Genomic DNA, 12,957 nt, shown 5'->3' with positions numbered 1-12,957 from the left:
TGGGTGAGGCGGTCGCCGGGGGGTGTGTCGGTCACGAGTGGGCTCCAGTGGCACGGTGCGAATCTCGCGCTACCGTACAGCCCCGCCCGGGTCAGTCCGTGAGAAGGACCACATCGACGGCGCTTCCGGCGGCCAGCGCGGTGCTGTCCTCGGGGACGGTGATCAGGCAGTCGGCCCGGGCCAGCGCCCCGACCAGGTGCGACCCCTCGCCGCCGACCGGCGAGACGGTGCCCGCCGCCGGGTCGTACCGGCCGCGCAGGAACTGCCGCCGCCCGGCCGGGGAGCGCAGCGCGGCGGTGGTCGCGGCGCGGACCACCGGGCGGTGCACGTCGGGGGCGCCGAGCATGGTGCGGATCACCGGGCGGACGAACAGCTCGAACGAGATGTACGCGCTGACCGGGTTGCCGGGCAGCGCGAGCAGCGGGACACCGGGCCCGGCGCCGATCCGGCCGAAGCCCTGCGGCTTGCCGGGCTGCATCCGCAACCGCCGGAAGTCCACCCCGCCGTAGTCGGCGAACACCTCCTTGACCACGTCGTACGCGCCGACCGAGACGCCGCCGCTGGTGACGATCAGGTCGGCCCGGCCGAGCTGGTCCTCCAGCACCGCCCGCAGCGTGCCGGCCTCGTCGGGGACGCCGCCGACCCGGAAGGCGACGGCGCCGGCCGCGATCGCGGCGGCGGTCAGCGTGAAGGAGTTGGAGTCGTGGATCCGGCCGGGCCCGGCCGGCTCGCCGGGCTGGACGAGTTCGCTGCCGGTGGAGAGCACGACCACCCGGGGGCGGGGGGAGACCCGGACGGTGCCGCGGCCGATCGCGGCGAGCAGGCCGAGCTGGGTCGGGCCGAGCACGGTGCCGGCCTCCAGCACGGTGTCGCCGGCGGTGACGTCGCTGCCCCGGCGGCGGATGTGCGCGCCCTCGGCGACCGGGCGCAGCACCCGGACCTCCTCGTCGGCGACGGGCGCGCCCATCGCGTCGGCGGCCTGCCCGGTGCCGGTGCCGCCGTCGGTCCACTCGACCGGGGCGACCGCCTCGGCGCCGGGCGGGAGGGGGGCGCCGGTCATGATCCGGGCGGCCTGGCCGGGGCCGACCCTGGGCAGGTCGGCGGCGCCGGCCGCGATGTCGCCGACCACGGCCAGCACCGACGGGTACCGCTCGGTGGCGCGCACGGTGTCGGCGGTGCGCAGCGCGTAGCCGTCCATCGAGCTGTTGTCGAAGGGCGGCAGGTCGTCGCCGGCCCGCACGTCCTCGGCGAGCCGGCAGCCCTGGGCGTCCAGCAGTCGCAGCTCGATGGGCGGCAGCGGGGCGACCGCGGCCAGGACGTCGGCGAGGTGCTCGTCGACGGTCCACAGGCGCGGCGAGGCCGGGGAGCCGGCTCCCTCGCAGCAGGGGTCGTGCTTCCCGGTCATCGCCTCACGCTCCTTCGCGGGTGGGTCAGCCCTGCATCTCGGTGGCGACGAACTGCCGCAGCCAGCTGCGGAACTCGGGGCCGAGGTCGTCGCGCTCGGCGGCCAGCCGGACGATCGCCCGGAGGTAGTCGGCGCGGTCGCCGGTGTCGTAGCGGCGGCCCTTGAACAGCACGCCGTGCACCGGGCCGCCGTTGGACTCGTCGCGGGTGGCCAGCTCGCGCAGCGCGTCGGTCAGCTGGATCTCGCCGCCGCGGCCGGGCGGGGTCTCGCGCAGCACGTCGAAGACCGCCGGGTCGAGGACGTACCGGCCGATGACCGCGTAGTTGGAGGGGGCGTCGGCGGTGTCGGGCTTCTCGACCAGGTCGGTGACCTGGAAGACGTCCTCGCCGATGCCGGTGGCCTTGACGGCGGCGCAGCCGTACAGGTGGATCTGCGCGGGGTCGACCTCCATCAACGCGACGACGGAGCCGCCGAGTTCCTGCTGCACCTCGATCATCCGGGAGAGCAGCGGGTCGCGCGGGTCGATCAGGTCGTCACCCAGCAGGACGGCGAACGGCTGGCCGGCGACGTGCTGTTCGGCGACCGAGACGGCGTGGCCGAGGCCCTTGGGGTCGCCCTGCCGGACGTAGTGCATGCTGGCCAGCTGGACCGACTCCTGGACCCGGCGCAGCCGCTCCTGGTCGCCCTTGCGGCTGAGCAGCTCCTCCAGCTCGTAGGCCCGGTCGAAGTGGTCCTCCAGGGCACGCTTGTTGCGGCCGGTCACCATCAGTATGTCGGAGAGGCCGGCGGCCGAGGCCTCCTCGACGACGTACTGGATGGCCGGCTTGTCGACGACCGGGAGCATCTCCTTGGGCGTGGCCTTCGTGGCGGGGAGGAACCGGGTGCCGAGGCCGGCAGCCGGAACGACTGCCTTGGTGACCGGCTGGCGGGCGTGCTTGTTCGTCATGCGTCGACCTTACTGAGGCGGGCATTCCACCCGGCTGAGAGCGGAGTGAAGCGATGATTGGGACCTGTCACCTGTCGGGCCCGGACCGACGGTGGTCACGTGCGGGGTGAGGGAGGCCCCGCCGGGGCTGGGAGACACCTTACCGGGCGCCGGTGAAGCGTTCGGACCGGTCAACTCGGGCGGCAGCTGGTCGGTGGAGCGCCAGCAGTCGCCGCCGGCCGCGCGGGCGGCGGCCAGCGCGCGGTCGGCGGCCCGGAGCAGGACGGCGGCGTGCGCGCCGTCCCGGGGCAGCACGGCCAGGCCGACGGACGCGGTCAGGCCGCTGCGCTCGTCGGGATCGGCGCTCTCGCCCGGGTGGCGGTCCGTCAGCCGGTGGCGGCGGACCGACCAGCACAGCCGCTCGGCGACCTGCGCGGCGCCCTCCGGGCCGGTGTCCGGCAGCAGGGCCAGGAACTCCTCGCCGCCGTATCGCCCCAGGGTGTCGCAGCCGCGGATCTCCATCGCCAGCCGCTGGGCGAGGTCGCGCAGCATCGCGTTGGCGCGGGCCCGGCCGTGCTCGGCGACCACCCCGTCGAAGCCGGCGACCTCCACCAGCAGCACGGCCAGCGGGCGCGGGTCGATCGCGGTGGCCTCGGCCCGGCGGGCCCGCTCGATCTCGCGGTCCAGGGTGAGCTGCAGGTGGCGGTAGTTCCACACGCCGGTCAGCGGGTCGCAGGAGGCGGTGCGGACCAGTTCGTCCCGTTCCTCGGTCAGTTCCGTGATCTTCGCCAGAAGTTCCGCCTCCCGGGCGCCGTGCGCCGCCCCGGAGCGGCGGCGGCGCAGCACGAGGACGCCGGCGGCCGCCGGGGCGGCCGCGCCGAGCGCGGCCAGGGCTTGGAGCAGGAACGGGCTGGACATGCGGCGGCCTCGGCGTGTCAGGCTCGTGTCAGTGCACGGCTCGGAGCTGAAGGGAATCGAACAGTGACTGCGGATCGGTTGTCCAACGACAAGGCGGCGTTGAGGACACGGCTGCTCGCCGAGCGGCGGGCGCTCGACGGCGCGGAGCGCGCCGCCGCCGCCGAGGCGCTGGCCGGACACGCCGCCGCGCTGGTCCCGCCGGGCGGCACCGTCGCCGCGTACGTCTCGGTCGGCGCCGAGCCCGGCACCCGCCCGCTGCTGGGCGCGCTGGCCGCGGCGGGCGTCCGGGTGCTGCTGCCGGTGCTGCTGCCCGACAACGACCTGGACTGGGCGCCGTACGAGGACGACGGGCGGCTCGCCCCGGCCGGCCGCGGGCTGCTGGAGCCGACCGCCGCCCGGCTCGGCCCGGACGCGGTGCTCGACGCGGACGTCGTGCTGCTGCCCGGCCTGGCCGTCGACCGGCGCGGCGTCCGGCTCGGCCGCGGCGGCGGCTCCTACGACCGGGTGCTGGCCCGGCTGACCCGGGCGGGCGCGGCGCCGCTGCTGGCCACCCTGCTGTACCCGGACGAGCTGCTGCCGGAGGTCCCCGCCGAGCCGCACGACCTGCCGGTGCACGCGGCGGTGACCCCGGAGGGCGTGACCCGGTTCTGACCCGGTTCTGCCCCGGCGAGGCCGACCGGACAGGACCTAGTTGGTCAGCGTCAGCGTGTTCCGGCCGGCCTTGCCGACCGCGTCCTTGGTGTAGGCCCAGGGCAGCAGTTGGCCGGAGGCCCAGAGCGAGGTCTGGTCGTTGTAGTGGGGGTGGTAGGCGTGGCCGGAGGCGCCGCCGACGTTGATCCAGCGGGAGGCGTCGAAGTCGCTGAGGTCGACGACCATCCGCATCGAGGGGATCCAGTCGACGTCGTAGCCGGCGGCGGCGTTCCAGCCGGTGGCGTCGACGGCCGCGCTGCCGCCGGAGAGCTTGTAGGGGCCCCGGTTGAGCAGCTTGTGGACGAGGCCGGAGGCGAGCGAGGAGTCGTCGCTGCCGAGGGTGGGCTCCTCCAGGGTGAGCTGGTGCAGGCGGCCCCAGCTCCAGGTGGAGATGTCCTTGCTGAGGCGCGAGGTGAGGTCCTGGCGGGCGTCCTTGAGCGCCTCGGCGAGCAGGTTGTCGAGGCCGTGCTGCGGCACGTGGTCGGAGTCGATGTAGTCCCACCAGGGCGACTTCGGGTCGGCCAGCTGCTGCCGGACGACCTCCATCCAGCGGTCGCCGCCGTCCGGCTGGGCCTTCGAGGCCGAGCGGGTGCCGCACTCGGTGACAGCCTGCGCGGCGCCGCCGAGGGCGTCGTCGGGCAGGGTGTTGTCGCGCTTCTGCCGGACCAGCAGGCAGTCGCCCTCGACCCGGAGGTCGGCGGGGAACTTCTGCCCGAAGGCGAGGGTGAGCAGCGCCCGCCAGACGCCGTTGTAGTACGCGGCGGCGGCGGAGTCGGCGTCCTGGCGGTAGTTCCAGTCCTTGAGCAGGTCCTGGGCCTCGCGCACGTAGGGGTCGTCGATCCGGACCTCGAGCAGCAGCGGGACGAGCTCCTTGGCCAGCACGCTGGTGTTGTCGAGCTGCAGGGACTGCATGTCGTCCAGCGAGATCTTGCCGCCGTTCTTCAGCTTGGCCTGGATCTGGTCGGCGATCTCCTTGGCCCGGGTGCCGTACTCCCAGTCGGTGGTGAGCAGCGGCTTGTAGTTCTGGTCGACGACGGCCTGGTTGGCCGTGACGATGTAGCCCTCCGGCGGGTTGTACGCGTAGGGCAGCGACTTGAACGGCAGGTAGCTGCTCTTCCAGGCGTACGAGGAGTCCCAGCCGGGGGCGGGGTAGCGGCCGTCGCCCTTGCCGCGGACCGGGATCAGGCCGGGGGCCTGGTAGCCGATGTTGCCCTTGGTGTCGGCGTAGAGCAGGTTCTGCGCGGGGACGGCGAAGTCCTGCGCGGCGGACCGGAAGGAGGCGAAGTCGGTGGCCCGGTCGAGCTTGAAGACGGCGTCCATGGTCCTGCCGGGGACGAGCGCGGTCCAGCGCAGCGCGACGCCGTAGCCGGCCGCCCGGTCGGGGGCGGCGTTGCCGGCGGGGGCGTACTGGCCGACCTTCTGCTCCTCGGAGGACTGGTCGGAGATCAGCGGCATGCCGTCCTGGGTGGTGCGGACGGTGATGGTGCGGTCCTCGCCGCCGGCCACCTTGATGGTCTCCTTGCGGACGGTGAACTTCACGTCCTTGCCGTCGAGGAGGTAGCTGTCGGGGCCGGTGACCTTCTCCAGGTACAGGTCGGTGACGTCGGCGCCGAGGTTGGTGAAGCCCCAGGCGACGTCCTTGTTGTGGCCGATGACCACGCCGGGCATCCCGGCGAAGGTGTAGCCGGCCACGTCGTAGCCGCAGGCCGGCGAGACGGTGCGGCAGTGCAGGCCCATCTGGTACCAGATGGACGGCATGCCGGGGCCGAGGTGCGGGTCGTTGGCCAGCATCGGCTTGCCGGTGGTGGTGTTCGTGCCGGACACCACCCAGGAGTTGGAGCCGATGCCCTGGCCCTGCGGGCCGAACGGCTCCGGCAGCGCGGCCAGCCGGCCGGACAGGTCGCCGATCAGCGCCTGGGTCGCGGCCCGGGCCTGGGCGCTGCTCGCCGGGGTGGCGGCGGCGGGCGCGGCGGGCACCACGGCGCCCTCGCCGGGGGTGTAGGTGCCGTCGGCGGAGAGCTTGCCGGTCTTCACGATGGTGCCGTTGCGGTCGTACGGGTACTGCGGGTAGAGCTGGTCGATCTGCTCGGTGCCGAAGTCCTGGGTGAGCAGCGAGCGGTCGATCTCCTCCTGCAGGTTGCCGGAGAGGCTCCAGGCCATCGCCTTGAGCCAGGCCACCGAGTCGACCGGGTCCCACTTCTCGGGCCGGTAGCCGGAGTTGACCGTGCCGAGCAGCGCGTACTCCAGCGAGGCGCCGGCGCCGCCGGGGTGCTCGGCGAGCCAGGCGTTGACGCCCTCGGTGTAGGCGGTCAGGTTGCGCTTGGTGTCCTCGGAGAGGACGGTGTCCCACTCCTTCTGGGCGACCTGGCGCCAGCCCATGGTGCGCAGGAAGGTGTCGTTCTCGACCGAGGAGGAGCCGAACATCTCGGAGAGCCGGCCGGCGGTGACGTGCCGGCGGACGTCCATCTCCCAGAACCGGTCCTGGGCCTGCACGTAGCCCTGGGCGCGGAACAGGTCGGCGTCGGTGTCGGCGTACAGCTGCGGGATGCCCTTGTCGTCGCGGACCACGTCCACCGGGGCGGACATGCCGGCCACCTTGACGGTGCCGCTGACCTGCGGGAAGGAGGAGCGGACGGTGTCGACCGCCCACCAGCCGCCGCCGACCAGACCCGCGATCAGCAGCACGGCGAGCAGGATCATGATCAGACGTGCGCGCCGGAACTTCTTCGAGCGGGGCATCCGAGTCCTTGTTTGAGGGAGCGTGGCGGCCGTGAGCCGTGACAGGTCACCACATTAGGGCGAGCGCGCCGGCCGCCGTGCACGGGGGACACCGGCGGCGGTTCGACGGCACCGCTGGGACCCTACCGGGCGGTGCGGGATCAGCGGACTAGCGTAAAGATCAAGTAAAATGTTAGGATGGGTAACGATCCGTCAGTCGCTCCTTCCCTGCCCGAGGTGCCCCTGCGTGACCGTTGACCACCTGAACACCCTGCTGCTCGAGTCCGCCGTGATCCTGCTGTTCGCCGTGGTGGCGGTGCGGATCTCCACCCGCTCGGGGCTGCCCTCGCTGCTGATCTACCTCGGTATCGGCGTCGCCCTGGGCCAGAACGGCATCGGCATAAGCTTCAACAACGCCGAACTCACCCAGGTCCTGGGCTACGCCGCCCTGGTGGTCATCCTCGCCGAGGGCGGGCTCAAGACCAGCTGGCAGGCCATCAGACCGGTGGTCCCCGCCGCGGCCGTGCTCGCCACCCTCGGCGTCGCGGTCTCGGTCTTCGTCACCGCCGCCGGCGCGCACTGGCTGGTCGGCCTGGAGTGGCGCACCGCGCTGCTGCTCGGCGCGATCGTCTCCTCCACCGACGCCGCCGCGGTCTTCTCGGTGCTGCGGATGGTGCCGCTGCCCAAGCGGCTGACCGGCCTGCTGGAGGCCGAGTCCGGCTTCAACGACGCGCCCGTGGTGATCCTGGTGGTCGCCTTCGCCACCACCGGCGAGCTCGACCCCTGGTACGTGCTGGTCGGCACCATCGTCGTCGAGCTGGCGGTCGGCGCGGCGGTCGGCCTGCTGGTCGGCAGGCTCGGCGCGTACGCGGTGCGCCGGGTCGCGCTGCCCTCCTCCGGCCTGTACCCGATCGCGGTGCTGGCGCTGATCGTGCTCGCCTACGCGGGCGGCGCCCTGCTGCACGCCTCCGGCTTCCTCGCCGCGTACCTCGCCTCGGTGGTCCTCGGGAACTCCAAGCTGCCGCACGGCCCCGCGGTGCGCGGCTTCGCCGACGGGCTGGCCTGGATCGGGCAGATCGGCATGTTCGTGCTGCTCGGCCTGCTGGTGACGCCCGCCAGCATGGGCTCGGCGGTGGTGCCCGGGCTGGTGGCGGGCGCGGTGCTGGTGTTCGTCGCCCGGCCGCTGTCGGTGCTGCTGACCATGACGCCGTTCCGGATCCCCTGGCAGGAGCAGGCGCTGCTGTCCTGGGCCGGGCTGCGCGGCGCGGTGCCGATCGTGCTCGCCACCATCCCGCTGGTGGCCGGCGCGGCCGACGCCCAGCAGCTGTTCAACGTGGTGTTCATCCTGGTCGTGGTCTTCACCCTGCTCCAGGGCCCGACCCTGCCGCTGGTGGCCAAGTGGCTGCGGATCGGCGAGGGCGACATCGGCCAGGACCTGGGCATCGAGTCCGCCCCGCTGGAGAAGCTGCACGGCCACCTGCTGTCCGTCCAGCTCTCCCCCGGCTCCCGGATGGCCGGCGTCGAGGTCTCCGAGCTGCGGCTGCCCAAGGGCGCCGCCGTCACCCTGGTGGTCCGCGAGGGCTCCAGCTTCGTGCCCGACCGGATGACGGTGCTGCGCGAGGGCGACGAGCTGCTGGTGGTCACCACCGACGAGGTCTCCGAGGCCGCCGAGCGCCGGCTGCGCGCCGTCGACCGGGGCGGCAAGCTCGCCGGGTGGCTGCACAACGCGGAGGCGCCGTCCACCGGCAACCGGCCTTCCAACCCCAGGAAGAAGACCGGCTGAACACAGGAAGCGAAGGCGGAACACCCTGATATACGCTTGTACATTCTGATCCACCCTGATTTTCCGCATCCGCCTGATGCAGGGTCGGCGCGGCGGCCCCGGTCGGCGCGCGAGAGGACGACCCTCGGCGCCCGGCCGGTCCCACCCGCGCGGCGCTACCAGGCGGCAGAGAGGACCGACCGTGGCGGCCCGCCGACCGGTCGACGACCCCAGCACCCCCCACGGCACCGGCTACGGCGCGCTGCTGCGCACCGCCGGCGCCTGGACCTTCCTGCTCCCCGCGCTGGTCGCCCGGCTGCCGTACGCCATGCTCAGCCTGGGCATCGTGCTGCTGGTCCACCAGTCCACCGACTCCTACGGCCTGGCCGGCGCGGTCGCCGCGGTCGCCGCCGTCGCCCAGGCGCTGGTCGGCCCGCAGACCGGCCGGCTCGCCGACCGGCACGGCCAGGCCGCCGTCCTGGTGCCCGCCGTGGCCGTGCACGCCGTCGCGGTCGCCGCGCTGATCGCGCTGGCCCGCTCCGGCGCCCCCGACTGGACGCTGTTCCTGGCCGCCGCGCCGGCCGGCGCCGCCGTACCGCAGGTCGGCGCGATGGTCAGGGCCCGCTGGGTGCACCGGCTGGACGAGCGGCCCGCCCTGTTGAACACCGCGTTCGCCTTCGAGTCCGTCACCGACGAGTTCACCTTCGTGGTCGGCCCGATGCTGGCCACCGGCCTCGCCACGCTGGCCGACCCGGCCGTCGGACTCGCCGCCGAGGCCACCCTCACCCTGCTCGGCGGCCTGGCCTTCGCCGCCCGCCGCGACACCGCGCCCGCGCCCACCGGCCCCGCCGCCCCCGGCGACCGGCGCGCCTCCGCGCTGGCCTCCCCCGGCGTCCGGCTGCTGGCCGGCGCCTTCCTCGGCCTCGGCACCGTCTTCGGCACCCTCCAGGTCTCCATCACCGCCTTCGCCCAGGACGCCGGCGCCGAGGGCCTCAGCGGCCTGGTCTACGGCCTGTTCGCGGCCGGCTCGATGGTCGCCGGCGTGCTCTACGGCCTGGTCCCGTGGCGCAGCGGCGCCGCCGAGCGGATGGTCGGCTGCTACGCGCTGCTGGTGCTCGGCTGCTCCACCCTGTGGGCGATGCCCAACCTGGCCGCGCTGTCCGCCGCCGGGCTCTTCTGCGGCCTGGCCATCGCCCCCACCCTGATCACCGGCTACACCCTGGTCGAGACCCTCGTCCCGGCCGGCGCCAAGACCGAGGCGTTCACCTGGCTCACCGGCGCGATCGGCCTGGGCCTGGCGCTCGGCTCCACCGCCGCCGGGCAGCTGATCGACCACGCCGGCGCCCGGCCCGGCTTCACCGTCGCGCTGGCCGGCTCCGGCCTCGGCCTGGTGGCGCTCGTCACGATGCGCCGCCTGCTGCTCGCTCCGGCCCCCGCGCCCCGTACCGTGGCACGGGGCGGCGCCGCCCGCGAGGAGGCGGTCGGGACCGCCCCGCGCGGCTGAGCCGCTGGACTCCACCAGCGGAATGCCGCATCATGGACCGTCGTTAGCACTCATGGCGTGAGAGTGCCAGGGGGAGTGACAGGAGGAAGCGGAAAGTGCCCACGTACCAGTACCAGTGCACCGAGTGCGGCAACGGCCTCGAGGCGGTGCAGAAGTTCAGCGACGACGCGCTGACCACGTGCCCCGACTGCCAGGGGAAGCTGCGCAAGGTCTTCTCTGCGGTGGGCGTGGTCTTCAAGGGCTCCGGCTTCTACCGCACCGACAGCCGCTCCAGCTCCAGCAGCTCGGTGAGCGGCTCGTCCTCGACGGCGGCGACGTCCTCGGCCTCCTCGACCGCGTCGACCGGCTCGTCCTCGACCGGCGGCAGCGGCTCCGCCGCCTCGACGAGCTCCTCCGCCGGCTCCTCCAGCTCCGCGTCCACCGCGAGCTGACCCCGCCGCCGCTCGCCGCGGAAGCCCCCGTCCGGCCTCGCCGGGCGGGGGCTCCGTGCTGTCCGGGGGGGGTTCGCGGGGCCCGCGGGGCCGGGTTACGCGGGTTCCTCCGGACGGTGGGGAGGGGCCGGTCACGGAGGTTCCGCCGAACGGCGCAGCGGTTCACCCGCCGGGGTGAGGGCGGTTTTCCACAGGGCCGGGTTGTCCACAGGGTGGGGAAATCCGCGGGACGGGTCGGCGGGCCGGCCGCAGGATGGCTGCCGCGGCCCCGTCCGGGGGCCGCGCCGCCCGACCCGCCCGACCGGAAGGACCGCCGCCGTGACCTCCTCCGTACTGCCCCCGCTGCCCGCCGTCCTGGTGCCGCCGCGCCGCGCGGTGCCCGATTTCCCGCCGATCCGGGCCACCGCCCGGGGCCGCCACCGCGTGCGGCGGGCGCTGCTCCGGTGCCCGGGGCCGGTGGCCGCGGGCGCGCTCGCGCTGGCCGCCGCGCTGCTCTGGGGGGCGCCGCCGCCCGCGCCGCCGCCCGGCGGCGGGCCCGCTCCCGGGGCGGCCGGCTGCCCGTCGGCGTCAACCTGACGCCGGTGGGTTCACCCGTGACCTTCGCCGGAGTCCGCCGTTCGACGCGGCATGAAAGGCTTCAAGGAATTCCTGCTCCGCGGCAACGTGGTGGACCTGGCCGTCGCCGTCGTCATCGGCGCGGCCTTCACCAGCGTCGTCAACGCGTTCGTCAAGGGCGTGATCAGCCCGCTGGTCGGTCTGTTCGGCACCAAGGACCTGGCCGCCTACAGCTCCTGCCTCAAGGGCCCGTGCGAGGTGGACGCCGCCGGCAACGTCACCTCGGGCATCTTCATCCTGTGGGGCTCGGTGCTCAGCGCCGCGCTCAGCTTCCTGATCACCGCCGCCGTCGTGTACTTCCTGCTGATCCTGCCGATGAACCACTTCATGCGGAAGCGCAAGTCGGTGGAGGAGGAGGCCCTGGAGGCCGAGGCGAAGGAGGTCGAACTGCTCACCGAGATCCGCGACGCGCTGGTCCGCCGCGGCTGACCACGCCCGACTCGGCCCGGGCCGGGGCGGCCCGCCCGGCCCGGGTCGCTTCTCCGGCCCGGGTCACTTCTCGCCGTGGTGCGGGGGCCGCTGGCTGCGGTACCAGTCCAGGCCCCGCTCCCCCGTCGACTCGCCCCAGCCGCGGTCGGTGTCGTCGGAGGTCTGCTGCTCGAACGGGTCCTTGAAGACCAGCCGGGGCGCGGGCCGCCGCTCGGCGGGGGCGGCGGGGGCGGCGTCGGGGGTCTCGGGGGCAGTCCCGGGGGTGGCGTCGGAGGGGCTCATGGCCCCCACTGTAGGACCGCCGCGCGGGCCGGCGGGGGCGCGGTCGCCCGCGCCCCCGGGGCCGCCCCGGGCCCGCCGCCCGGTCACGCGGCCTCGAAGCCGGCGTGGTCGGCGATCTTCTTCAGCTCGGCGAGGGCGTGCTTCTCGATCTGGCGGATCCGCTCGCGGGTGAGGCCGTGCTGCTTGCCGACCTCGGTGAGGGTCCGCTCGCGGCCGTCCTCCATGCCGTAGCGGCTGCGGATGATGGACGCGGTGCGGTCGTCGAGGCGGCCGATCAGGCCGTCCAGCTCCTCGCGGCGCAGCATCACCATGACCGCGTCCTCCGGGGAGACCGCGCCGGTGTCCTCCACCAGGTCGCCGAACTGGGTCTCGCCCTCGTCGTCGACCGCCATGTTGAGGCTGACCGGGTCGCGGGCCCAGTCCAGCACGTCCTTGACCCGCTGCTCGGTGGTGTCGAGCTCGGCGGCGATCTCCGCCGGGTCGGGCTCACGGCCGAGCTCCTTGGCCTTCTCGCGCTGGACCTTGCGGATCCGGCCGAGCTCCTCGACCAGGTGCACGGGCAGCCGGATGGTGCGGGACTGGTCGGCGATCGAGCGGGTGATCGCCTGGCGGATCCACCAGGTCGCGTAGGTGGAGAACTTGAAGCCCTTGGAGTAGTCGAACTTCTCCACGGCGCGGACCAGGCCGGCGTTGCCCTCCTGGATCAGGTCGAGCAGCGGGAGGCCGCTGCGCGGGTAGCGGCGGGCGACCGCGACGACCAGGCGCAGGTTCGAGCGGATGAAGACGTCCTTGGCGCGCTCGGCGTCCTCCGCTATCGCCCGGAGCTCCTCGGTGCTGACGCCGTCGAGGCCCTCCCCCTCGTCGAGCAGGTGCTGGGCGAAGACCCCGGCTTCGATGCGCAGGGACAGCTCGACCTCCTCGGCGGCGTCGAGCAGGGGCGTCCTGGCGATCTCGTCGAGGTACATGCCGACCAGGTCGCGGTCGGCTTCGAGGTTGGTCGGGCGGGCGGTGCGAGTCCGATCGGCCCTGTCGCGAACGACGGCACGGGTGGCCATGCTTGCTCCCTCACTGACGCTGCCGGGCGCGCTCCGATCCGCAGCTCGGCACAACCGTGTGGGCCGTTCGTGGCTCACACGTAACGATCCAACGCACAGAAATCGGACAACATTCCCAAGTGGCTCAGTTTTTCGCCAGCGATGCAGTATGCTGCCGGATTTCATCCGCGCGGTACACGCAGCGTGACCCGGGACGCACGCGGGGCGTCCGGCGGGCGGGCCC

12 protein-coding genes are annotated in these 12,957 nt (G+C 73.9%); 6 read left to right on the top strand and 6 right to left on the bottom strand.

The window, feature by feature from the left end; translation table 11 throughout:
• Positions 1-91 precede the first annotated feature (91 nt).
• From glp to KSE_RS22595, 3 genes are read right to left on the bottom strand one after another with little or no spacing between them, the layout of a single operon-like run.
• Positions 92-1,405 carry a molybdotransferase-like divisome protein Glp gene (gene glp / locus KSE_RS22605; RefSeq protein WP_014137666.1) on the bottom strand — a complete coding sequence of 438 codons (1,314 nt, stop codon included), beginning with the start codon at positions 1,403-1,405 and terminating at the stop codon, positions 92-94.
• A 25-nt stretch (positions 1,406-1,430) separates the two neighbouring features.
• On the bottom strand, positions 1,431-2,351 hold the full coding sequence (galU, locus tag KSE_RS22600) for a UTP--glucose-1-phosphate uridylyltransferase GalU (protein ID WP_014137665.1): 921 nt from the start codon (positions 2,349-2,351) through the stop codon (positions 1,431-1,433).
• Positions 2,352-2,360: 9 nt separating this feature from the next.
• Positions 2,361-3,248, bottom strand: a complete 888-nt coding sequence (locus tag KSE_RS22595; RefSeq protein WP_014137664.1) for a GGDEF domain-containing protein — start codon at positions 3,246-3,248, stop codon at positions 2,361-2,363.
• A gap of 78 nt (positions 3,249-3,326) precedes the next feature.
• Between KSE_RS22595 and KSE_RS22590 the strand changes: the two genes are divergently transcribed.
• Positions 3,327-3,899, top strand: coding sequence for a 5-formyltetrahydrofolate cyclo-ligase (locus KSE_RS22590; protein WP_014137663.1), 573 nt, complete (start codon positions 3,327-3,329; stop codon positions 3,897-3,899).
• A gap of 36 nt (positions 3,900-3,935) precedes the next feature.
• On the opposite strand, the gene KSE_RS22585 is transcribed toward KSE_RS22590, so the two are convergent.
• The gene (locus KSE_RS22585; RefSeq protein ID WP_014137662.1) at positions 3,936-6,677 is read right to left on the bottom strand and encodes a penicillin acylase family protein; all 2,742 of its coding nucleotides are present in this window, start codon (positions 6,675-6,677) and stop codon (positions 3,936-3,938) included.
• A gap of 169 nt (positions 6,678-6,846) precedes the next feature.
• On the opposite strand from KSE_RS22585, the gene KSE_RS22580 reads away from it, so the two are divergent.
• The 5 genes from KSE_RS22580 to mscL all read left to right on the top strand — a co-directional run bounded on the left by KSE_RS22580 (position 6,847) and on the right by mscL (position 11,397).
• Positions 6,847-8,439 (top strand): potassium/proton antiporter, encoded by a 1,593-nt coding sequence (locus KSE_RS22580; RefSeq protein ID WP_051055327.1) that lies wholly within the window; start codon positions 6,847-6,849, stop codon positions 8,437-8,439.
• A 181-nt stretch (positions 8,440-8,620) separates the two neighbouring features.
• A complete protein-coding gene (locus KSE_RS22575; RefSeq protein ID WP_014137660.1) occupies positions 8,621-9,922 on the top strand; it encodes an MFS transporter in 1,302 nt (433 codons plus the stop codon).
• 95 nt (positions 9,923-10,017) lie between these two features.
• A complete protein-coding gene (locus KSE_RS40290; RefSeq protein ID WP_014137659.1) occupies positions 10,018-10,353 on the top strand; it encodes an FmdB family zinc ribbon protein in 336 nt (111 codons plus the stop codon).
• A 318-nt stretch (positions 10,354-10,671) separates the two neighbouring features.
• Complete coding sequence (locus KSE_RS22565) at positions 10,672-10,929, top strand: hypothetical protein (RefSeq protein WP_033258361.1); 258 nt, start codon at positions 10,672-10,674, stop codon at positions 10,927-10,929.
• Between the two features lie 51 nt (positions 10,930-10,980).
• Complete coding sequence (gene mscL, locus KSE_RS22560; RefSeq protein WP_014137658.1) at positions 10,981-11,397, top strand: large conductance mechanosensitive channel protein MscL; 417 nt, start codon at positions 10,981-10,983, stop codon at positions 11,395-11,397.
• A gap of 63 nt (positions 11,398-11,460) precedes the next feature.
• On the opposite strand, the gene KSE_RS22555 is transcribed toward mscL, so the two are convergent.
• The gene (locus tag KSE_RS22555) at positions 11,461-11,679 is read right to left on the bottom strand and encodes a hypothetical protein (protein WP_014137657.1); all 219 of its coding nucleotides are present in this window, start codon (positions 11,677-11,679) and stop codon (positions 11,461-11,463) included.
• A gap of 83 nt (positions 11,680-11,762) precedes the next feature.
• A complete protein-coding gene (locus KSE_RS22550; protein WP_014137656.1) occupies positions 11,763-12,734 on the bottom strand; it encodes a sigma-70 family RNA polymerase sigma factor in 972 nt (323 codons plus the stop codon).
• Positions 12,735-12,957 lie beyond the last annotated feature (223 nt).

It is taken from the genome of Kitasatospora setae KM-6054, assembly GCF_000269985.1.
GTDB lineage: Bacteria > Actinomycetota > Actinomycetes > Streptomycetales > Streptomycetaceae > Kitasatospora > Kitasatospora setae.
Note: the sequence above shows the minus strand (reverse complement) of the source record. Positions and strands in the feature narration are given on the sequence as shown.

Bases quoted from the DNA above. Each gene is read 5' to 3' on its own strand.
- glp (WP_014137666.1), bottom strand. From the start codon at position 1,405: ATGACCGGGAAGCACGACCCCTGCTGCGAGGGAGCCGGCTCCCCGGCC.
- galU (WP_014137665.1), bottom strand. From the start codon at position 2,351: ATGACGAACAAGCACGCCCGCCAGCCGGTCACCAAGGCAGTCGTTCCG.
- KSE_RS22595 (WP_014137664.1), bottom strand. From the start codon at position 3,248: ATGTCCAGCCCGTTCCTGCTCCAAGCCCTGGCCGCGCTCGGCGCGGCC.
- KSE_RS22585 (WP_014137662.1), bottom strand. From the start codon at position 6,677: ATGCCCCGCTCGAAGAAGTTCCGGCGCGCACGTCTGATCATGATCCTG.
- KSE_RS22580 (WP_051055327.1), top strand. From the start codon at position 6,847: ATGTTAGGATGGGTAACGATCCGTCAGTCGCTCCTTCCCTGCCCGAGG.
- mscL (WP_014137658.1), top strand. From the start codon at position 10,981: ATGAAAGGCTTCAAGGAATTCCTGCTCCGCGGCAACGTGGTGGACCTG.
- KSE_RS22555 (WP_014137657.1), bottom strand. From the start codon at position 11,679: ATGAGCCCCTCCGACGCCACCCCCGGGACTGCCCCCGAGACCCCCGAC.
- KSE_RS22550 (WP_014137656.1), bottom strand. From the start codon at position 12,734: ATGGCCACCCGTGCCGTCGTTCGCGACAGGGCCGATCGGACTCGCACC.